This is a genomic window from Spirosoma areae (assembly GCF_054781775.1).
The window spans coordinates 193,099-213,708 of record NZ_BAAGTT010000027.1 but is presented as its reverse complement, the minus strand read 5'-3'; the positions used below and the strand labels follow the sequence as shown (position 1 = coordinate 213,708).

At 51.4% G+C, this 20,610-nt stretch carries 18 protein-coding genes; 8 read left to right on the top strand and 10 right to left on the bottom strand.

Annotated elements, in window-relative coordinates:
* Positions 1 to 47: 47 nt before the first annotated feature.
* Positions 48 to 3,164: a PAS domain-containing protein gene (locus ACYVI1_RS15065; RefSeq protein WP_460911434.1), complete on the bottom strand. Its 3,117-nt coding sequence runs from the start codon at positions 3,162 to 3,164 to the stop codon at positions 48 to 50.
* Between the two features lie 231 nt (positions 3,165 to 3,395).
* Between ACYVI1_RS15065 and ACYVI1_RS15060 the strand changes: the two genes are divergently transcribed.
* The 4 genes from ACYVI1_RS15060 (at position 3,396) to ACYVI1_RS15045 (ending at position 7,194) form a co-directional block, all read left to right on the top strand.
* Entirely contained in the window at positions 3,396 to 5,681 is a 2,286-nt protein-coding gene (locus ACYVI1_RS15060; RefSeq protein ID WP_460911433.1) for an NADP-dependent malic enzyme, read from the top strand.
* 236 nt (positions 5,682 to 5,917) lie between these two features.
* Positions 5,918 to 6,088, top strand: coding sequence for a DUF1059 domain-containing protein (locus ACYVI1_RS15055; protein ID WP_460911432.1), 171 nt, complete (start codon positions 5,918 to 5,920; stop codon positions 6,086 to 6,088).
* Between the two features lie 14 nt (positions 6,089 to 6,102).
* The gene (locus ACYVI1_RS15050) at positions 6,103 to 6,570 is read left to right on the top strand and encodes a DsrE family protein (protein ID WP_460911431.1); all 468 of its coding nucleotides are present in this window, start codon (positions 6,103 to 6,105) and stop codon (positions 6,568 to 6,570) included.
* Positions 6,571 to 6,603: 33 nt separating this feature from the next.
* Positions 6,604 to 7,194, top strand: a complete 591-nt coding sequence (locus tag ACYVI1_RS15045; RefSeq protein ID WP_460911430.1) for a DinB family protein — start codon at positions 6,604 to 6,606, stop codon at positions 7,192 to 7,194.
* A gap of 8 nt (positions 7,195 to 7,202) precedes the next feature.
* Here the strand turns inward: ACYVI1_RS15045 and ACYVI1_RS15040 are convergent, their stop codons facing one another.
* On the bottom strand, positions 7,203 to 7,406 hold the full coding sequence (locus ACYVI1_RS15040; protein ID WP_460911429.1) for a hypothetical protein: 204 nt from the start codon (positions 7,404 to 7,406) through the stop codon (positions 7,203 to 7,205).
* Positions 7,407 to 7,517: 111 nt separating this feature from the next.
* Between ACYVI1_RS15040 and ACYVI1_RS15035 the strand changes: the two genes are divergently transcribed.
* Complete coding sequence (locus ACYVI1_RS15035; protein ID WP_460911428.1) at positions 7,518 to 8,384, top strand: DUF2911 domain-containing protein; 867 nt, start codon at positions 7,518 to 7,520, stop codon at positions 8,382 to 8,384.
* Positions 8,385 to 8,460: 76 nt separating this feature from the next.
* A complete protein-coding gene (locus ACYVI1_RS15030; RefSeq protein ID WP_460911427.1) occupies positions 8,461 to 8,922 on the top strand; it encodes a lipocalin family protein in 462 nt (153 codons plus the stop codon).
* A 52-nt stretch (positions 8,923 to 8,974) separates the two neighbouring features.
* Here the strand turns inward: ACYVI1_RS15030 and ACYVI1_RS15025 are convergent, their stop codons facing one another.
* The 6 genes from ACYVI1_RS15025 to ACYVI1_RS15000 all read right to left on the bottom strand — a co-directional run bounded on the left by ACYVI1_RS15025 (position 8,975) and on the right by ACYVI1_RS15000 (position 16,681).
* A complete protein-coding gene (locus ACYVI1_RS15025; protein ID WP_460911426.1) occupies positions 8,975 to 11,683 on the bottom strand; it encodes an ABC transporter permease in 2,709 nt (902 codons plus the stop codon).
* 26 nt (positions 11,684 to 11,709) lie between these two features.
* Positions 11,710 to 14,310 (bottom strand): ABC transporter permease, encoded by a 2,601-nt coding sequence (locus tag ACYVI1_RS15020; protein WP_460911425.1) that lies wholly within the window; start codon positions 14,308 to 14,310, stop codon positions 11,710 to 11,712.
* Positions 14,311 to 14,348: 38 nt separating this feature from the next.
* A complete protein-coding gene (locus tag ACYVI1_RS15015; protein ID WP_460911424.1) occupies positions 14,349 to 14,684 on the bottom strand; it encodes a PadR family transcriptional regulator in 336 nt (111 codons plus the stop codon).
* Positions 14,685 to 14,938: 254 nt separating this feature from the next.
* Complete coding sequence (locus ACYVI1_RS15010; RefSeq protein ID WP_460911423.1) at positions 14,939 to 15,790, bottom strand: NHL repeat-containing protein; 852 nt, start codon at positions 15,788 to 15,790, stop codon at positions 14,939 to 14,941.
* 13 nt (positions 15,791 to 15,803) lie between these two features.
* A complete protein-coding gene (locus ACYVI1_RS15005) occupies positions 15,804 to 16,496 on the bottom strand; it encodes an intradiol ring-cleavage dioxygenase (protein WP_460911422.1) in 693 nt (230 codons plus the stop codon).
* 50 nt (positions 16,497 to 16,546) lie between these two features.
* A complete protein-coding gene (locus ACYVI1_RS15000) occupies positions 16,547 to 16,681 on the bottom strand; it encodes a hypothetical protein (RefSeq protein ID WP_460911421.1) in 135 nt (44 codons plus the stop codon).
* A gap of 53 nt (positions 16,682 to 16,734) precedes the next feature.
* Between ACYVI1_RS15000 and ACYVI1_RS14995 the strand changes: the two genes are divergently transcribed.
* Positions 16,735 to 17,070 (top strand): PadR family transcriptional regulator, encoded by a 336-nt coding sequence (locus ACYVI1_RS14995; RefSeq protein ID WP_460911420.1) that lies wholly within the window; start codon positions 16,735 to 16,737, stop codon positions 17,068 to 17,070.
* Entirely contained in the window at positions 17,067 to 19,724 is a 2,658-nt protein-coding gene (locus tag ACYVI1_RS14990) for an ABC transporter permease (RefSeq protein ID WP_460911419.1), read from the top strand. The genes ACYVI1_RS14995 and ACYVI1_RS14990 overlap by 4 nt, the downstream gene beginning before the upstream one ends.
* 39 nt (positions 19,725 to 19,763) lie before the next feature.
* Here ACYVI1_RS14990 and ACYVI1_RS14985 read toward each other — a convergent pair whose 3' ends face one another.
* Positions 19,764 to 19,976, bottom strand: a complete 213-nt coding sequence (locus ACYVI1_RS14985; RefSeq protein WP_460911418.1) for a hypothetical protein — start codon at positions 19,974 to 19,976, stop codon at positions 19,764 to 19,766.
* 342 nt (positions 19,977 to 20,318) lie between these two features.
* Positions 20,319 to 20,534, bottom strand: coding sequence for a hypothetical protein (locus tag ACYVI1_RS14980; protein WP_460911417.1), 216 nt, complete (start codon positions 20,532 to 20,534; stop codon positions 20,319 to 20,321).
* Positions 20,535 to 20,610: the final 76 nt, after the last annotated feature.

The following is a 20,610-nucleotide window of genomic DNA, read 5'->3' as shown; positions in this document are numbered from 1 at the left end:
TTGACACCCCTCTGGCTAAAGCGCGGGGAATGCTTCCGCTACCCGGCTCAAAGGGGCAGATAAACGGTAAAGGCAGCGCCTTCGCCCTCCCGGCTCTGAACCCGGATGCCCCCGCTATGATTCTCAACTACCCGTCTGGCAATGGCCAGCCCAATGCCTGTGCCGGCATAGTTGCCCGTGCGCCCGTGCAGCCGCTGAAAGGCACCGAATATGGTTTCACCATGTTTCTGGGCGTCGAACCCGATGCCATCATCGCTGACCGTCAGTGCATAATAAGACCGGCTGGCAGACGCCGGCCCGACGCTGGCTTTGTCCGCCTGCGTTGTTGTGGCCGGAGCCAACAAACCCGGTGGTAATTCCTGCGCCGACAGGCGCTGGCAGCTCACCCGCACACGGGGCGACTGCTTAGGGTGGGTAAATTTAAGCGCATTGGCGAGCAGGTTCTGGAACAGTTGCCGTAACTGCAGCGCATCGCCAGGTACCGTGGGCAGATCAGCTATCTCCACGATGGCCCCTTTTTCGGCCACCATCGTTTCCAGGTCGGTCAGCACCTCGGTTATCAACCGGCTAAGGTCCACGCTGGCAAAGGCCTGTTTCTGCGTGGTTAGCCTCGACAGGGCCAGAATGTCCCGGATCAGTATGCTCATGCGCTCAGCAGCCAGTTGCATCCTGCGTAACATATCCTGGCCGTTCTCCGGCAGTTGAGGGCCAAATTCGGCCATCACCATGTCGCCAAACGACCTGATTTTTCGCAGGGGCTCCTGCAGGTCATGGCTGGCTACGTAGGCGAACGATTGCAGGTTATTGTTTGATCGCTGAAGTTCTGCATTGGCCTGCTCCACCAACTGCCGGGCGCGTCGCTCGGCGGTTTTGTCATGAACCGTCATCACGATACCATCCCCCCGTTTCACAACGGAATAATCGAACCAGCCGGGTATATCCTGGTACGTATATTCCAGTTCAAAACGCAGCATCTCTCCCGTCTCGACTACCTGAGCGTATTGGTCCAGCAGCCCGTTGGTTGCCACGTCGGGGAAGAACTCCAGCATCGTGCGGCCCAGCAGTACCGCGTCGGAGCGGCCAACCCGCTGCCGGTTCGCTTCGTTTTGCAAGACGTACCGGAAATCGGTGATCCGGCCGGGCTGGTCATCGGCTGGCCCGGCACGCACGGCCTCAAACGCAATAATGGCATTTTGGGAGCCATCCAGAACGCTATGCAGCAGTTCCTGTTGTTGCTGCATGGCGATATTGGTCTGTTCGAGTTGATCGCGGTACAGCCGATTCTGCGTAATATCGACAGACGACGTTAGAATACCATCGCCAAATTTGACGACTGACACGTAGTAATACCGGCCCCGTACCTCGCGTTCCACAACAACGGGCTGGCCCGTTTCACATACCGCTACATACTGATCGAAGGCCTGACTGTTTCGCAGCGGTGGGTTTAGCTGAGTGAGGGTTTTTCCATATAGTTCATCGGCAGTCATGCCAAAAATCGTGAGCGTCGTCTGATTCGCCAGGGTAAAGCAAAAATCGGTGATGACGCCCGCATCAGAACGTACCGCTTTGTACAGCGCAACGGCCGTCAGGGATGCGTTCAGCACACTTTTCGCCAGGTCGGCCTGCTGTTCGGCGGTGGCTTTCAACTCGGCGATCCGCCGTTCGTTTTGGCGCTGCCCGGTCACGTCGATGAACGTGCTGACGGTACCCTCGCCGGAGGGGGAGATGATGTTGTAGAAGATACGGCCGTCGGGTAAGGTGGCGTCGAAGCTATCGTATTGACCCGTTTCGACCACCCGCGCCATTCGGGCAATGGTGTGGTCCACGTTAGCCGCAAACTGCATCGTCCGCACCGTCTGACCAACAACGCTTTGCCAGTCGACGGGCAGCCATTCTTTTGCTTTTTCGTTGAAATAGGTATAGCGAAAATCCACAATCCGGCCATCGTCATCGCGAACGGGCAGATGAGCCGAAACAGCCATCTGCATGGACTGGCTGATTTGGGTCAACAAATCGGCCTGCTGCTGGGCTGCCTGCTGGGCCTGCCGGATGGGGGTAACATCCAGGAACGTCCCCACGACGCCATCGCCCTGGGGGTAGGCGGCTACAGCAAACCAGTTCTCTAAGCCATCGCCCTGGTAATACACCTCAAATCGGGCGGGCTGGCCGGTTTCCAGCACAGTCCGGTAGTGATCATATACGCCTAAGGGCCGGTAACTCGGAAAGGTTTCGGTTACGGATTTACCCTGGATATCGGCTACTGTACGGCCCGTCATGCGGGCGGTGGCCTGGTTGGTCAGCATTAGCCGAAAATCAATGAGCTGCCCCCGTTCGTCGCGCTGGGCGTTCATGAACGAAATCCCGGCCGGCGACGCGTCCATCACGTTGCGGAGTAAATCGGCCTGCTGCTGATAGGCCAGTTCCGTTTGTTTGCGGGCCGTGATGTCGTCATAAGTCACCAGCAAACTATCGCCCGATTTCTGAACCGACACGTCCATCCACCGATTCAGGGCGGGATAATAATGCTCCTGCCGAACGGGCTGCCCGGTTTGGTACACCTGCTGATAGCGATACCACATGCCTTCCTCACGGGTTCGGGGGTATAGCTCCGTCAGGGTTCGGCCCACGATCTGGTCGCGCGTGGTCACAACGCCCCTGGCCTGCTGGAGCGATCCCTGATTGACAAACGTTAACCGGAAATCGATCAACTCGCCAGCCTCATCCTTAACGGCTTCATAGGCCGTCAGGCCGCTCATGAAGGTGTCCAGCATACCACTGAGCAAAGAATTCTGCCGGAGAAGCCCCTCTTCGTGGCGTTTGCGGTCGGTTATGTCGTGCAGGACAACAAAGAAGCCCGCATCTGACCAGCAAACCTGTGACTCGATCCAGCAGCCGGTTTTCTCAACGAACGCGTCATGACAACCAGGCTGCCGCTGTTCGACCTGGTGCAGAAATGGCTCAAGCTGGGCCTTCCCGATGCGTTCGTCGTCGGAAAAGCCCAGCAACTGACCTGCTCTGGCATTGTGAAAGATAATGTGGTAGTCAACCACGGCTCCCTGTCCATCGTGTACTACGGACTGGCAGGCGACAATGCCGTTCGGGTTGCCCTCGACGATGCGTTGAAAAAGCGTCAGTATGTCAGATGAAGGGAAAGGTTGATTCATAGAAAACGGTATGCCATCGGGATCGAAAACGTTAATCGGTCGGTTAAAAGTAAGCAAATCAATGCGGTTTCGGCAAAATCTGAGTATATAGCCCGGTACCCATTCGCTTAGGCAGCCCTGTCGACGGGCGAGTGGAATCGTCAGACTACCTTCACCGCAAAAAAAGTAAGGGCGTAGGTACTATTTATTGTACTTTTGAGACCAGGGTTTCTCCCAACCCAACCCTATTCTATGCAACAAAAGATTCGCCGTGAGGATGCGCTGGAATACCATGCCAAAGGACGTCCCGGCAAACTCGAAGTCATTCCGACTAAAGATTACAGTACGCAGGCCGACTTATCGCTGGCCTACTCACCGGGCGTTGCCGAGCCGTGCTTAGCCATCGCCGAAAACCGGGAAGACGTTTACAAATACACCGCCAAAGGCAATTTAGTGGCCGTTATCAGCAACGGAACGGCCGTTCTGGGCTTAGGCGATATTGGTCCCGAAGCCAGCAAGCCGGTGATGGAAGGGAAAGGGCTGCTTTTTAAAATTTACGCCGACATCGACGTGTTCGACATTGAACTCGACACCAAAAACGTGGATGAGTTCGTGCGGATGGTGAAAATTCTGGAGCCGACGTTTGGCGGGGTAAATCTGGAAGACATCAAAGCCCCGGAATGTTTCGAGATTGAGGAACGGCTCAAAGCCGACCTGAACATTCCCATCATGCACGACGACCAGCACGGCACGGCCATCATTTCGGCGGCCGCCCTGCTGAACGCGCTGGAAATCGTTGGCAAAACGATTCAGGAGGTAAAGATTCTGGTCAACGGCGCAGGGGCCTCGGCAATCTCGTGCACCAAACTTTATGTGGCGCTGGGGGCCAGCCTCGACAACATCGTCATGTGCGACAGCAAGGGCGTTATCCGGGTTGACCGCACCGACCTCGACGAGCGCAAACGTCTGTTTGCCACCTCGCGCAAGTTGACCACGCTGGACGAAGCCTTTGTGGATGCCGATGTGTTTGTGGGCCTGTCGAAGGGCAATACAGTGAGCCAGGACATGGTGCGCTCAATGGCCAACAATCCGATTGTGTTCGCCATGGCCAACCCCACGCCCGAAATCAGCTACGAAGACGCCATTGCTGCCCGGCCCGACATTATTATGGCTACGGGCCGCTCCGATTACCCCAATCAGGTGAATAACGTGCTGGGGTTTCCGTACATTTTTCGGGGTGCGCTCGACGTTCGGGCGACGGAAATCAACGAAGCCATGAAATTAGCCGCCGTTCATGCGCTGGCCGATATGGCAAAAAAGCCCGTACCCGACCTCGTGAACATGGCCTACGGCACGGACAATCTGATGTTTGGCCGGGGCTACATCATTCCCAAACCCGTTGACCCGCGTCTGCTGATAACGGTTGCTCCGGCGGTAGCCAAAGCGGCTATGGAGTCGGGAGTGGCCAAGCATCCCATTACCGACTGGGATGCCTACGAAACGCAACTGGCCCGGCGGCTGGGTCAGGATACCCGGATTTCACGGGTGATTAACAACAAAGCCCGCACCAATCCGAAACGGGTCGTGTTTGCCGATGCCGAAAACCTGAAGGTACTCAAATCGGCTCAACAGGTTAAGGATGAGGGTATTGCCTACCCCATTTTGCTGGGCGAAATTGCGATGATTCAAGGCATGATTGCCCAGAACAACCTGGATTTGGCCGACGTCGCCATCATCGACCCGCGTTCGCCGGAGCAGCATGACCTCATCGATCAGTTCGGCGATTTATTCTACCAGAAGCGGCACCGCAAAGGCGTGAGTGCCGCCGAAGCCCGGAAACGGATGCTTCAGCGCAATTATTTCGGGGCGATGATGGTCGAAACAGGTCAGGCTGATGCCCTGATTTCGGGGCTGACACAGAACTACCCCGACACCATCCGGCCCGCCCTGCAGGTTATCGGCAAAGAAGCGGGCGTGCAGAAAGTGGCGGGTATGTATATTCTGCTCACCAACCGGGGACCACTGTTTTTCTCCGATACAACGGTCAACGTAGACCCGACCACCGACGATATTGTTGAGATTACTGAACTGACAGCGCGGGCCGTGGAGCGGTTCAACATCAAGCCCCGCATTGCGCTGGTGACCTATTCCAACTTTGGGAGCGCCAAGGGCGAGGATGCCGATAAAATGCAGCAGGCCACCGATATTCTTCAGCAAAAACATCCCGACATGGTGGTCGATGGCTCCATGCAGGCGCACTTAGCGTTCAATACGGACCTGCTGCGGCAGAATTATCCACTCAGCAAATTGGCCGATGAAGGGGCGAACACACTAATTTTTCCCAACCTGTCGGCGGCTAACATTGCGTATAACCTCATGCGTGAGGCCGCCGGGCCGCGTTCGGTGGGTTTCGACGCCATCGGCCCGATTCTGCTGGGAATGCGAAAGCCGGTGTATGTGCTGCAACTCGGTTCGTCGGAGCGCGAAATTGTGAATATGGTCGCCATTGCCGTGGTCGAAGCGCAGGGCGTGAGTTAAGCGAATTTTCAGTGGCGTAACGCCACACTACTGCCTAAAACCCGACGGAAAAGCATATCTACGCTTTTCCGTCGGGTTTTATATTTCCTTAAAAGTAGTTTTTTCCTTGTGACTATGAAGTAGTTAGGCCAGAAAATGACCACTTGATAAATCCGGGAGAATACACCTGTACAGGTCTTGGTCTGCATTAGATAATTCCTCACATTTACCATCCGTTCACTAAACCTCACAGAATCATGAAAGTACTCCACTGCAAAGATGTTGGTTTCGATTGCCCCGGCATCGTCAAAGCTGAAAGCGAAGCCGAGGTGCTCCAGTTAGCGGCTCAGCACGCACAGCAAGCCCATCAGGTAACCATCACATCGGAAATGGCTGAACAAATCAAGCCGCTGATTCACGACGAGTAATCTCAGCAGAAATCATGAACAACAACCGGTATTTACTTACCCTGGTTTGGCTATTGTTGACAGGGGCAGCCATCTATGCCCAGTCACCAACAGGCACCGCATCTAAACCAACTGACAAAAAGATGAAATTCCTGATTCATATCACCTGTGGCCCGGAGAATCCGACGAAGGCTGCCCTGGGTTTTCTGGTAGCAAAGACGGCATCAGACGAAGGCCATACCGTCTCGCTTTTTCTGGCGGGCGATGCCGTTACCCTCCTTAAAGACGCCGAGATGGATAAGGTAGTTGGGCTGGGCACGGGTAAACTCCGCGACCATTATGAGGCTATCGTGAAAGCCGGTGGCCGGTTCTACCTGTCGGGTATGTCGTCGAAAGCGCGGAACGTGACCGATGCCGACATTGCCGGAAAACCCGCTGAATTTGCCATGCCTGCGGTGCTCGTCCGGCTCGCTGCCGACAGCGACCGGATGTTTACCTACTGATTGCCAATCAACCTTCCTTTACTTTCAATCTTCATGAAAACCCACTCACGACGTGCGTTTCTTCAACAGGGATCCACCATCTGTGCGCTTTCTCCATTTTTGGTCACTGAGCCAGCATTGCCGATTCAGGACGATGACTTTTCACTCAGGGAGGTCCGCCTGTTACAGGATATGACGGCGAATCAGTACAAATCGCTATGGGGTAATCTGAAGGGAATTACCGAGACAGAAGCCGACTGGAAACCGAACCCCGAATCGAATCCGGTCCGCTGGGTGGTTGGTCATCTTTGCTGGTTTGAGGAATGGATGGCTGATGCTATTGAAAACAAAGGCCGTTACCTGACCGATAAAAAGCCAATGTCGATCCAGGAGCCTACGATGGAAGCGCTCCGAGTGCGTTTCGATGCGGCCCGTGCCCGCTCAACAACGGTGGTTAAGGCCCTGACGCCCGACATGCTGGCGAAGAAAGTCATCTTCGTTGGCCGGGTGGACGTATCTATTTTTAATTTATTCCAGACGCAGGTTACGCATTTGTCTGGTCATCGGTTTCAGGTTCGTTACATTCGGGGGACCTACAGCCGGGTTTTTCATATCACCAACAAAGCTGACTTCGACCCGTGGTAAACACATTTCTACGATACATAGGTATTTTGTCGGTTGTCCTGTTCGCTACGGACTACAGCGTTGGCCAGGTCAAACCGTATACGGCTTCCTTCGTTGGCAAACTGGGGCCTGACACCGTATTCGTTGAGACGTACAGTGTGATCAATAATCATCTCTACGGTAAAGTCCTGTTTCGGATGTTTGAGAATCACATTGGTGAATTTAATGTCCATTTTTATCCGAACGGAACAATACGGGAATTTACTATGGCCGCTATGGAGCCTTTGAATAGTTCCCTTCCTTATCAGGCTAAAACAGCATGGAGGTTCCCGTACTATCGCACGATGAGTTGTACAAATGATACCTGTACGTTCTTTATTTCTCAGAAAGACAGTCCGACTGAAATTATCAGAAAGCAGGCTGCCGCCAGTATGGATTTTTTTGGCGGTACCAATCCATTATTTTCACTTATCGAATGGAATTGCGTCCGCTTAGCCAAATCAGGCAAACAAGCACTCGGCCCGCTTAGAATGACCAATTCGGGTACGTTAAGTGAAATCAGCGTTCGTTATGCTGGTGCAGACACCATGATTTTTGGCGGGCCATTTATCGAATACACCAAAATTAACGTCGACCCGGAAGGGAAAATCATCCGGTCAGATGGCACAGGCACCGTGTACAATTTTCTGGTGACGAAGCACCCCCCAATCGATGTTGATCAAGCAGCCAAACGGATGTCGAAAACGTCAGGCATTGGCGATCCGTCACCCAGAGACACGTTGACTGTAACTATTCAGAAAAGCCCGGTTCGCATTGACTACAGCAGGCCGTTCCGGCGGGGGCGAAAAATCTTTGGAGGTGTCGTTCCGTATGATTCCGTATGGCGAACAGGAGCCAGTGCGGCTACTGTTTTAACCCTTCAGAACCCTATTCAACTTGGGAAAACAGTGATTCCAGAGGGAAAATATAGCCTGTATACAATTCCTGGCCAGCAGGGCTGGCGGCTGATCATCAATACAAACACAACAAGATGGCCTACCGACCCCGACAGAAGCAAAGATATTGCAGACGTTGCTCTTCAGGTAAAAACGCTTAGCACGCCCAGCGATCAGTTTACCATTAAGCTTGAGGAAGCAAAAGCAGGTGGCGTACTAAAATTCCAGTGGGATGATGTAGAGGCTTATACTGACTTTAAACTACTCCCAAAGTAGCCCTGTACCAACTGCACTACGTTTTGTTGACCGGCGATTTAGTTTTCGGTTACCAAATCCGTAAACCCATCACTTTATGACACGCACGCTCCTTTTGGCAATAAGTATTAGCCTGTTCGCAACCGGCTTTCGCACACTCAGTGCCGACGATGTGTCGGGCACCTGGAAGCGGGTCTCCATGACGCTGGTCGATGCCAGCGGCAAGGCAACCGATATGAATCAGATGATGGCCCGGACAATCCCCTGCACCAAAGACATTACCTACACCTTCACCAGCGATGGGCAGATGAAAACCACGGTACCCGATGCCTGTGGAGCCATGAAAAAAAGAATAGAAGCCAATAATATCAATGGCCGATGGGTGCAGACTGGTCGACGAGTTACCGTGACCACTACGCTGAAAGACATTCCACCAGCCACCTATGACCTTGCTGTTCAGGGAAATACCATGACATGGGTGTTCCTTTACGCCGACAACCCCAAAACGCCCAATCCAACGAAAACCCAACGGATAACCATCGTTTATCAGCGAGTGTGATTGAGCATGTTTGACGGCTATCAATGACGAATAGAAATGAAAAAGCCGTTTTCTATTCACTCCGCAGGCTCTTTACCGGGTTCATCAAAGCCGCTTTTATAGCCTGATAACTGACCGTTGCTAAGGCGATTGTTACGGCTAAAGCCCCCGAAACGACGAACATCCACCACTCAACCTCGATGTGGTAAGCAAATTCGTTCAGCCATTGATTGGTAGCCCACCAGGCCAGTGGGAAGGCAAGGCCATTGGCGATCAGAACCAATTTCAGAAAATCTTTTGACAGCAAAGCCGTGAGATTGAACAGGCTTGCGCCCAGCACCTTACGCACCCCGATTTCCTTGATGCGTTGTTCGGCGGCATAGGTTGCCAGGCCAAAAAGCCCCAGACAGGCAATGAAAATCGTGGCCAGAGCCACCCAAATCAGCAGGGTTTCACGGCGTTGGTCTTCGGCGTAGAACCGAGCCAGTTGCTCATCCAGAAAGTGATATTCGAGCAGATGCGTGGGGTCAATTTTGGTCAAAACGGCATTCATTTTTGCCAGCGTTGCCGGAATAGCCTTGCCTTCGATTCGTAAGGTGAAATAATCAATATTATGCACCGGATTTTTCTGATAGGCCAGCACCATCGGGGCAATTTTCTCGCGTAACGACTGAAAATGAAAATCCTTCACAATACCAATTACTCGTGCTCTAAACGGTTGATTAGCCGCATTGAGTGGCCTATAGCTTCCTAAATTCGCTCGGGATGGTATGTCAACCAATTGCTCCGATGCCGCCGTGATGTTGAGCAATTTTGCCGCCGTTTCATTAAGCAGAACACAGGAAGAATCGCTCATCCCCCCAAAATTTCGACCATTCAAAAGCTGCACCTCAAACGTATTGGCAAAATTTTCATCCACGCCCAGCAGGTATGAAATCTGGTGCTCCTGCGTATTACCTTCCTGTCTGATTTTGATGGTTGGAATTGTTTTCCATTCGCCCGGCACCCGTGAGGTAACCGATACATGTTTAACCGTTGCGATTTTACTAAATTCCGTTTTAATGGTTTCGGCGCCGGTTCTCACTTTTCCGCTATTTATATCCACGACTAACAATAGCTCTTTATTGAAACCCAAATTCTTATTGTTCGCAAACCGGACCTGTTGAAAAAGGACGATGGTAGCGATCATCATGACCACTGAAATCGTGAATTGAAAAATGACCAGCATCTTCCGCAAAGACAAATCACCTTTGTTCTGGATTTTGAGATTTTTCAATAATAAAAGCGGGCTGAATCGTGACAACAAGAAGGCGGGATAACTACCTGACAATAAGCCCGTGATGACAAGAACAAGCAGGGCATAAAGCCAGATTCGATAATCGCTGTAAATGCCAAATGAAAGTTCTTTATGGGTAAATTTATTGAAGGAAGGCAGCACTACATTAACCATCGCTACGGCCAGTAGAAACGAAATGGTAGTGACAACTAATGATTCGGTCAGAAACTGCCCAATAAGATGACTCCGAAAAGCCCCGTTAGCTTTGCGAACGCCAATTTCTTTCGACCGATTGGATGCCCGCGCCGTCGCCAGATTCATGTAATTAATGCAGGCAATGAGCAGCACAAAAAGAGCGACAATGGCAAAGATTTTGATGTAAAGCAAAACGCCCTGACTCACCGCTTCGACGTTCGAATTTCGGGCACCATCCACAATAGTTTCAGAATATAAATGGATATCAGCTAAGGGTTGAAGGCTGTAGTTTATCGAAGTACCCTTCTCTACTTTAGCATGGGTGTTGAGTAAATTCGTAATTTTTCGGGCAGCGATTTCTGGATTTACTTTCTCTTTCAACAGAAAAAACGTCATGAAATTTTGAGAATCCCAGTCAGCTATCCATTGGGCAAAGTCATCACTGCTGCTGATAGTTGCTTCCGAAACCACAGAATTGAAGTCGAAACTCGAATTGCGGGGATGATTTTTCAGGACCGCCGTAATTGTCAACGGCTTACCTGAGTCAAACTCAAACATGACGGTTTTGCCGACAACCTGCGTAGTGTTGAAAAGTCGCTGCGCTAACTCTTCGACAATGATGATGGAATTAGGTTCGTTCAAAGCCGACTTACTGTTGCCGTCAACCGCTTCGAAATCGAAGATTTCCAACAATCCGGGGTTACCAAAGGTGACTGTTTCCTGAAATGTATTCTTGTTTTCCGGGTTTGACAGATTAGCTCTCCCGGTTCTGGTAATCCGGGCCGAGTTTTCGATTTCGCCAATACTCTTCTTCGATTCTTCGGCCACTTTGTAACTTGAGGCCGCAATGGTGAGGTCTTCGGTTGGCGTCTTTTTATGCTGAATTGCCCGGTAAATCCGGTTCGTTTTGCTGTGTTGCTGGTCGAACGTCAGTTCGTCGAACAGGTATAATCCAATCAGCAAAAAGCAGGTAATGCCGAATGTCAGACCGGCCACATTGAGGGCCGTATACAGTTTGTGCCGACTCAGGGTTCGAAAAGCGATTTTCAGGTGATTGCGTAACATAGCAGTAGTTGCTGGGTTAGGGTATTGAGTAGAGTTTCGTTCCATCATCGAGGGCCGCAGATAGGCCAGCACCTCCCGCCAGTAACGCTGGTGGGCTTTGGCCGCGCCCAGCCGCTGCACCCGCCGTTCGTATCGTTCGTGGAGGTCGCCCAGAACCTCCTCCCGCAGGTGCGGAGCCACGAACCAACTCAGCAGTTTGTCGAGCCACTTGGGTGGGGCGGGTGTTTTTGACGGGTTGGGGTCCATACGGCTGACGGGAATGTGTACATAAGTTACTCGCTTCGTAAACTCTTGACGGGATTCATCAGGGCCGCTTTGATGGATTGATAACTCACCGTCAGCAACGTAATGAGCAACGCACCTAAGCCTGTCACGGCAAAAATCCACCAGGAAATTTCGGTGCGGTACTCGTAATTCTGAAGCCAGCCTGAGAGAAAATAATACGCCAGGGGCGTGGCAAGGCCGAAGGCAATAAGGACTAAAAACACGAAGTCTTTTGAGAGCAAACCCCATACATTCAGTACCGATGCGCCCAGTACTTTGCGAACACCTATTTCTTTGGTGCGCTGCTCTGCGGTGAACGAAGCCAAACCGAACAAGCCCAGACAGGAAATGAGAATGGCGAGAATGGAAAAGACCGAAGCCAATTTGCCGATGCGTTCCTCGTGCCCAAATTTTTTGGCATACTCGTCGTCCACAAACTTGTAGTCGAATGGAGCCGCTGGGTTATACTTTCTAAAAACCGCTGCTACCTTGTCAAGTGCCTCACTGGTAGCTATTTGCGGAACCAGTTTGATGTTAATTACGTTGACCGATTTATAATCTAAGACAAAAAATGAGGGCTTCACCGGCACGAAAGGAGTCTCCTTAATCATGTCTTTGATGATGCCAATGACCCGATAGTCTTTGTTGTTCCAGTTTACCAGTTCGCCGATGAGTTGCTTCAGACCCATCAGTTTCAGGGCTGATTCGTTCAGGACCATCGCCGACGAATCGGTGGTAAAATTGGTCGAAAAATCGCGGCCCGTAACTAACTGCCAGCCTACCGTTTTGCCGTAATCGTGGGTGATGCGGTTAGCCATCACCAGCGGGTGCATATCGGGCGTTTTGCCCGCCCATGAAACATTCGTTACGCCACCATAGTCAACGGTTACAGAACCCGCCGACTCCGACATTTGGGCAACTGCCCCAGTGCTAAGCAAGTCGGCCCGCAGCACGTCGTAATGTCCATACAGCGCGGGCGTAGTCATGTTGATTTCGATCAATCCGGTACGGCTGTATCCGACCGGACGATCTTTAGCGAACTCAATTTGGCGCAGCACGATGATCGTGCCGATAATCAGCGCGACCGACACTGTAAACTGCGTTACCACCAGTACTTTACGCGGGATTGCCGCAAACCGCCCAACGCGAAAGCCAGCCCCTTTCAATACCTTCACCGGCTGAAAACCGGACAGATACAAAGCCGGGTAACTCCCCGCCAGCAGGCCCGTCAGCAGAATAAACCCCAGACTCGTCAGCCAGAAATACCCGTTCAGCCAGGGCATAGTTATCTGCTTGTTAGCCACCTGGCTGAACCAGCCCAGCGAAACCACCACCAGCATAACCGCCACCCCAAACGCCAGCCCCACTACCAAAAAGGATTCACTGAAAAATTGACTGATCAACTGGCTGCGTACTGAACCAACGGCCTTCCGAATGCCAACTTCCTTCGCCCGCTTTTCGCTGCGGGCCGTTGACAGATTCATAAAGTTGATACAGGCCAGCAACAGCACAAACCCGCCGATGATGCCGAACAGCCACACAAATTGAATGAGTCCGCCCGTGTTAACGCCATTTCTGAAGTCAGCATACAGATGCCATTTCGACATGGGGTGCAGAAAAAATTCGGGTTTGTAGGGTGGTGGGTCCTCCCGCTTCATCCGAATGTCTTTGATTTTGGCCGAAACCTGCTCGAACGAGGCCCCGTCTTTGAGTTGGACAAAAATCTGGTAGGAGTTTTCGTCCCACTCGTCTTTGGCATTTCTGGCATTCTCATTGGTAGCCAGAAACAAGCTCCAGGGGGCCAGAAAAAGCGCGTTGTTGAAACTGCTGTTGGCCGGAAAGTCTTCATAAACGCCCGTTACTCTGACATTTGCTTTGTCGTTGAATTTAATAAGCCTGTTGAGCGGATTTTCGGAACCAAACAGGGTTTTAGCCACTGATTCCGAGAGTAGAATGCTGTTGATATCGGTCAGGCTCTTATGAGTTCCGGCCAGCATCTTCAGCGACATCATGCCCAAAAAATCTGGCTCTACATAGCGACCGACTTTAGTAAACCGCTCATTGCCTGAAGCCAGAATCACGTCGCCGGTCGGCTTTGACAAACTAACCGACTCAAAATCGGGGTATTTAGTACGGAGTTCGGCGGCCAATGGTATCGGCAGAACATCGTAAGATGCTTTCTCCACGTCGAACTTTACAAACTGCCAGAGCTGAGCAATGCGGTTGTAGTTTTTATGCTGTTTATCAAACGATAACTCATCATAAATCCACAACCCTATCAGCATCGCTACGGCCATGCCCATTGCCAGCCCGCCAATGTTGATAAGCGAATAAACCTTTTGCCTGCCAAGGTTTCGTAACGCGATTTTTAAATAATTCCGTAGCATGTCCGTAGGGTTTGGGGTTGGATACTGACTCGGTTTACGTTTGATGAAGCGGGGCCGCAGATACGCCAGCACCTCCGGCCAGTAGGATCGATGTGCTTCGGCTGCACCTAACCGCTGCACCCGCCGGACGTAGCGTTCGTGCAGGTCACCCAGCACCTCCTCCCGCAGGTGCGGAGCTACTAACCAGTTGAGCAGCTTGTCGGGCCATTTGGGAGGGGACATAATGGAAAATGATTAATGGAAAATGATTAATGGACGGGCTAACTCCATTTCAGTATGGTTTCCGGCACGATGCGCTTCCAAAGCCGATTCCGCACGGCATGAACCTCCTGAATGATTCGCCCGCCCAGCGCAGTCAGCGTGAACAGGCGTTTGCGTCGGCCCCCGCGCTCAGCCGTGGCTTCACCCAGACTGGAACTCACGTAGCCTTTCTGCTCCAGCCGTTGCAGCGCGGCATGAACAGCCCCCGTGCTGACAGTACGCCCCGTTTCTACTTCGAGAATTTCGGCCACCGAAACCGAATACGCGTTGGGTAACAGTCCGGCTACGGCCAGCAGGACCACTTCCTCAAACTCGCCTAAATCACTGCGTCGCATACGCGTAAATTACCTACTAATGAAGACACGATTTATTTCCTCTATTTCGGTATATCAAATGCCTTGCCAACTTGAAAAAGCAGTCAACAACAGCCATAAACGCCGATTTCATGAACGAGTGACGTTCTACATTGTCCATAAACGGACAATTATGTACGGGTTTGGACAAAGAGCCTGCCCGGAGGATCAAGTTAAAAGGTCATCGAATACTGGATACGGCCCTGCTGCTGGTAGAATCTGCTTTCCCCGACTTATCAAAAAACCTGCACACGGCCCTGTTTGTCAATTCGCCGGACCCGCACCTGATTTGTGGGCGAGAATTCGAGTAACCACATCGACCCATCGGGCGCAAGCAGGCCGCCCGATGGCGCCCAGGGCGAAGGCACTCGGACTACCGTCGTTACGCGCCCGTTGGGGCTGATGCACTGCACCTTTCGCTGATTGGAAACGGCTACGTATACATTCCCCGGCGGGTCAGACCAGAGGCCCATCAGATTATGATTAACCACCGACGCAGACGCTGGCGCTTCGTCGAGGTCGCTGTTAATGAGCTTTATAGTGCCATTGGGCAACAGCCGGTGCAGGCCGTCATCGTTGACAAAATAGACCACTCCATCGGGCGTGACGTGCTGCCAGCGAACATCCCTGAACGTGCCGGTGGCCAATAGCGTCATCCTACCCTTCGGCGATTTTTTCATGAACCGGGTGGGCACTCCACGCTCGACCCAGTACATAGCCCCCGCCCGGTCGCGCACAAAACTATAGTTCGTCAGAAACCCCTCCGTAGTTGGAATCACTTTGGTGAGTTGCCCACTCGAACTCAGTCGCCAGACGTAATGACCCCATTTATTTGTAGCTTCACCCTCATACCACAGGTGTTCGCCAAAAAGATTGTCCTGAGTATCGAGGGCCAGTTCGTGGGTATGCACATTGCGAACGGCAAGCTGCCTGCGGCCTGATCCGGGGATTATCTTCCAGACGTGGACCAAATCGGTATAAAAGATGGTGCCCCGCGAGTCGCGAACAATACCAACCCCCGGATGAGCGCAGGCAACGGAAGCGATAAACCAGACAGCTACACAACTGGCGACCAGCAATCGGGACATGAGGAGTATGGATTTACCGGCCATGATTCGGGTAATTTGGGACGTTCAATCCCAGAATAATGGTTCGGCGGCAGAGCAGCAGCCCGTTCTGTGTCGTTAACTGACTAAGGCCCGACCCGCCCCGCTTATTGGGTCGATTCCGCTCGGTGGTCGACAAAACCGGGTCATCGTCGAAGACGAAATCGTCAATATAATAATCCGGTTTATCGGGTTCTTTGACATGAACATGAATGTGTTCGGGAATCGTCCGGCCCGGATAATGGGCGGGGCGGCAGGTATAAAAAAAGTATTCGCCCCGCGCATTGGTCCGCACCCAGCCCCGCAGGTAGCCATGCCAGCGACCAACTGGCAGCAGACCCGGTCGTTTGGGGTAAATGCCCGCCTGATTGGTGTGGTACATGTACAGCACCACGTTCGGAGCGGGCGTTCGACCGTCGGGCTTCACCACAGTTCCGGTAACCAGCATTTTGCGCGGGTCGGCACTAAAATCGGGCAGCGTGTCTACGGCATTTAACTGAGATAGTGACACCGGGCTTTCGGCATAAATGGCATCGCAGCCTTGTTCGCCATCGCAGGGCGGGCTGGTGTAGGAGATGCCGGGCGTTGGATCGGCAGCGTTTGTCGGCTGGGTAGTGTTCTGAGCGCAGGCCGAAAAGGATACTGTCAGCGACAGCAGGCAGGTCGATAGCGTTAGCAGCGTCGTCATCGTCGTGGAGATTTGCCCGAAAGATGATAAAGCGGTGGGAAATGCCACCATTAAGTCGGCAGGCGGATGAGTTGGGCCGACGAGCCGATGGGTAGAGCCACTAAGCTAATGGCAGTGTCATGACAGTGGCTGGAGTAAATCGGCAATAAAAATTTTACATACAAATAAGGATTTAATAAATTCATTTTACATACATTTACAGAATTAACTGGCCTGAAGCGTTTAGGGTAGCAACTCGATGAAGGGAACAAACCTGGGGGAATTTGAAGAATTAGTACTGCTAACGATTGCCGCACTGGTGAACGACGCCTATAGTGTGGCCGTTTGCGATGAACTGGAAAAACACACAGGCCGGGTTGCAAAACTGGGCGTCGTTCATGCCGTGCTGAATCGGCTGCAGGAAAAGGGCCTGGTGAAAAGTAAGCTGGGTGATGCCACCAGCGCGCGGGGAGGAAAACGCAAACGCTATTACGAAGTGACGCACGCCGGAAAAGTAGCGTTAACCAAAGCCAAAGATGTCCGCGAATCGCTCTGGCGTATTATTCCCGGATTTAATCTGGAAGGCTCGATATGAAACGATTTACCCCCCAAAACACCCGATTACAGCCCCAACGGGCTAAACCGCCCCGGTGGGCGCAGCGTTTGCTCCGCTGGTATTGCCGGCCCGACTTGCTCGAAGATCTGCAGGGTGACCTGAATGAATATTTTGAACGCAACCTGACAACCAAAGGGGCCAGACAAGCCCGACTGATTTACTGCCTCGATGCGCTGAAGTTTTTCCGGTTCTATACGGTTCGCAAACCCGATTTCATTAACCTGTTTATCCATTGGATCATGATTGGCAGCTACCTCAAAACCTCCCGGCGCAGTTTGGTACGCAACAAATTATTTTCGTTTATCAACATCTTTGGGCTGGCCGTTAGCATGTCGGTGGGCCTGCTGGTTATTGCCTTCATCACTGATTTACGGTCGTATGATGATTTTCAGGCGAAGAAGGACCGTATTTACCGTGTTATCACGACGTATCAAAACCTCGAACAGCCCGCTATGGATTTGGCTTCTACGTCGGTTAAGGCCGGAAAGAAGATTCGGGAATCGGTAGCCGGTGTAGAAGACGTAACGATACTGCGAAATGGGTTTTCGGGCGATGCCCACGTTGGCGAGACGACAGTACCGCTCGAAGCCCTGTGGGCGGATGATTCATTTTTCAGGGTATTTACATTTCCCTTGCTGAAAGGCGACCCGGCCACCGCCCTAAAAGAACCTTATTCGCTGGTATTGACCGAAAAGACGGCAAAAAAACTGTTCGGAGAGGCCGATCCACTGGGCAAAGTGGTTCGATTTGATACCCTGAATTATACAGTCACTGGCCTCGCAAAAGAGGTTCCCAAACTGTCGCACCTCCGCTTCGAAGCGCTGATTTCCTTCGCGACCGCTGATAGACAACAACCGCAGAAAGATCCCAATTTTTATAGCTGGGAAAACATCTGGCAGAATTATGTGTACATCGTTCTGCCCTCGGCCAGTGATCCTGAATCACTACAAGCTACACTGGCTAAAATCAATTCGCAGGAAAATGCGGCCATAACGAACAAAACGATAACGATAGCCCTTCAACCGCTTAAGCAAGCGGCATTAGGCCCGCACCTTTCCAACTCAATTGGCCCCAACATGACGCCCCTGCTGGTGTGGATCCTGGGTGGTCTGGCCTTCGTCATTATTCTATCGGCCTGCTTTAATTACACCAATCTTTCCATTGCCCGTTCGCTGAGACGTTCGCGCGAGGTGGGCATTCGCAAAATCATTGGCGCCCTGAAAAGCCATGTGCTGGGCCAGTTTATGGCCGAATCGGTGATCATCGCCCTGCTGGCCCTGGTGTTTTCCTTTGGCCTGTTTTTGTTTCTGCGAACGCAATTTCTCGCCCTCAATCCATTCATAGAAAATCTGGTCTCACTCGACCTTTCACCCCGAATCATCCTTTACTTTATCGCCCTCGCCATAGTGGTTGGCGTTGCTGCCGGCTTTTTGCCCGCGTTGTTTTTCTCACGCATCAACGCCCTTCAGGTGATAAAAGACGCATCAGCGATAAAAGTATTCCGGCATGTCAGTATGCGTAAAGCGTTGATTGTCATTCAATACACGATCTCGCTGATGTTTATTGCCACAACCCTGATTGGCTATAATCAATACCGGGGGTTTCTGACGTTCGATTTAGGGTTCACGACCGAAAATATTCTGAATATCCGGTTGCAGGGCAATAAAGGAAATCTACTGATAAACGAACTCTCGAAAATTCCGGCAGTCCGTAAAATTTCCCAATCGATGATGATTACAAGCCTGGGGAGCATTCATGGGACTACCATGAAATACACGGCTCCGCAGGACTCGGCGATGGTTTGGCTAAATCTGGTTGACGAGCATTATTTGCCCGTGCATAATCATAAGCTGATTGCCGGTAAGAATTTCAGTTTGCGACCGAAGACGGGAGAGGAAAGCGAAATCATTGTGAATGAACAGGTACTGAAACGGTTTAACATTGCGAAAAAAGACCCACAAAAAGCCCTCGGTGAACAAGTAACCGTAGATGGACAGAAGCTCGCCATTGTGGGTGTACTCAAAGACTTTCATTATGGAACGATGGAGAATAAAATCGAACCCGTCATGTTCCGCTATTCTGACGACCAACCTGGCGGCTACCTGAATGTGAAGATTATGTCCACCGATTTGCCTGCTACATTAGCCAGCATTGATGATGCCTGGCGAAAAATTGACAAGGTTCATCCCTTAGAGGCCAAATTCTATGAAGATCAGATTGAGGAGGCCTACAGCCAGTTCTCGGTCATGCTCCGGGTGATTGGCTTCATTGCTTTCCTGGCCATCTGCATTGCCTCGCTGGGTTTGTTTGGCATGGTGGTGTTCACAACTGAAACCCGATTAAAAGAAATCAGCATCCGCAAAGTGCTGGGCGCCAGCGAAAGCGGCCTGATCTATTTGTTGAGCAAAGGATTTTTAGGTCTGCTTAGTGTTGCCGCTTTAGTAGCGCTTCCGGCTACCTACTTTTTCTTCGACAAAGTGGTGCTCAACAACTTCGCGTATCACCAACCCATTGGTCTGTATGAGTTATTGGCCAGTGTATTGGTGGTCCTGCTCCTGGCCTTTTTGCTGATTGGTTCCCAAACCCTGAAAGCCGCCCGCAGCAACCCGGTGAAAAATCTGAAGGTCGATTAAGGGTGGTGCCACCTTATATTTAGTTGGGCGGTTAGGTAATCAGCGAGTTGGTTTCTGTTTTACACTAGTACTTGTTGTTTTTTTTGCCGCAGGTTTCGCTGCCTTTGATGTATTCTTTTTTACCGGCGTTTTTTTCGCTTCAACATAAGCATCCGGGCCAGCCTTGTCGAATCCTAAAGCAACCAACAGGGCTTCTAACGCCTGACGTTTAACAGCCGAACTTACTTCAACCTTATATGTTTTTTTAGCCATTGTAGAAAATTGAGTCGATGATTTTGGTCTTAACCAAGTCAAAGTACGCTGGTTTGAGAAACGTATTACTACGCTTTGACACGTCCCTCATGCTACACATCATAACCATATGGGTCACGAAATAGCCTTTAGCTTGTTGGGGTTTATTTAGCCATTCTGGTTTTAAGACCATCGTGTACTGGGGCAACAAGTTCTTACTGCTTAACAGAACTCCGTAAAACATTGCTTCTTCCTCAAACAACTCGGCTGACGAAATGACCAAAGCAGGATGAGGTAGATATTTGCCTTGCGTAGGAAAGAAAAAATCTACTTCCACAATTTCGAGCGGCTTAACCTCATCCCTCATAGTGCTGCCGGGCCGCCGTCGCGGAACGATTTTGATTTTATAGTTGGTCTATGCGCCTGAATCATGGCACGATAATTTTCTAGCGTCAAATCTTCCCAAGTCTTTTCTTCCACTGTATCAACCGAATACGAAAAATGCCCACCTTTCAGCAGCTTACGAATAAGTCGCTCAATCTGGCTATCATAAACGGTTATGCTTAGTTCGCTGGTCATGGTCTTGATTTGGTTTCCAATATAACCAAAAAATGTAAATTGAGATTCAAAGTAACCTTTCCACTGACAAGATGCA

Excerpts from the sequence above, each read along its gene's own strand:
- ACYVI1_RS15065 (WP_460911434.1), bottom strand. The coding sequence starts at position 3,164 with ATGAATCAACCTTTCCCTTCATCTGACATACTGACGCTTTTTCAACGC.
- ACYVI1_RS15060 (WP_460911433.1), top strand. The coding sequence starts at position 3,396 with ATGCAACAAAAGATTCGCCGTGAGGATGCGCTGGAATACCATGCCAAA.
- ACYVI1_RS15055 (WP_460911432.1), top strand. The coding sequence starts at position 5,918 with ATGAAAGTACTCCACTGCAAAGATGTTGGTTTCGATTGCCCCGGCATC.
- ACYVI1_RS15050 (WP_460911431.1), top strand. The coding sequence starts at position 6,103 with ATGAACAACAACCGGTATTTACTTACCCTGGTTTGGCTATTGTTGACA.
- ACYVI1_RS15045 (WP_460911430.1), top strand. The coding sequence starts at position 6,604 with ATGAAAACCCACTCACGACGTGCGTTTCTTCAACAGGGATCCACCATC.
- ACYVI1_RS15040 (WP_460911429.1), bottom strand. The coding sequence starts at position 7,406 with ATGGACATTAAATTCACCAATGTGATTCTCAAACATCCGAAACAGGAC.
- ACYVI1_RS15035 (WP_460911428.1), top strand. The coding sequence starts at position 7,518 with ATGAGTTGTACAAATGATACCTGTACGTTCTTTATTTCTCAGAAAGAC.
- ACYVI1_RS15030 (WP_460911427.1), top strand. The coding sequence starts at position 8,461 with ATGACACGCACGCTCCTTTTGGCAATAAGTATTAGCCTGTTCGCAACC.
- ACYVI1_RS15025 (WP_460911426.1), bottom strand. The coding sequence starts at position 11,683 with ATGGACCCCAACCCGTCAAAAACACCCGCCCCACCCAAGTGGCTCGAC.
- ACYVI1_RS15020 (WP_460911425.1), bottom strand. The coding sequence starts at position 14,310 with ATGTCCCCTCCCAAATGGCCCGACAAGCTGCTCAACTGGTTAGTAGCT.
- ACYVI1_RS15015 (WP_460911424.1), bottom strand. The coding sequence starts at position 14,684 with ATGCGACGCAGTGATTTAGGCGAGTTTGAGGAAGTGGTCCTGCTGGCC.
- ACYVI1_RS15010 (WP_460911423.1), bottom strand. The coding sequence starts at position 15,790 with ATGTCCCGATTGCTGGTCGCCAGTTGTGTAGCTGTCTGGTTTATCGCT.
- ACYVI1_RS15005 (WP_460911422.1), bottom strand. The coding sequence starts at position 16,496 with ATGACGACGCTGCTAACGCTATCGACCTGCCTGCTGTCGCTGACAGTA.
- ACYVI1_RS15000 (WP_460911421.1), bottom strand. The coding sequence starts at position 16,681 with ATGAATTTATTAAATCCTTATTTGTATGTAAAATTTTTATTGCCGATT.
- ACYVI1_RS14995 (WP_460911420.1), top strand. The coding sequence starts at position 16,735 with ATGAAGGGAACAAACCTGGGGGAATTTGAAGAATTAGTACTGCTAACG.
- ACYVI1_RS14990 (WP_460911419.1), top strand. The coding sequence starts at position 17,067 with ATGAAACGATTTACCCCCCAAAACACCCGATTACAGCCCCAACGGGCT.
- ACYVI1_RS14985 (WP_460911418.1), bottom strand. The coding sequence starts at position 19,976 with ATGGCTAAAAAAACATATAAGGTTGAAGTAAGTTCGGCTGTTAAACGT.
- ACYVI1_RS14980 (WP_460911417.1), bottom strand. The coding sequence starts at position 20,534 with ATGACCAGCGAACTAAGCATAACCGTTTATGATAGCCAGATTGAGCGA.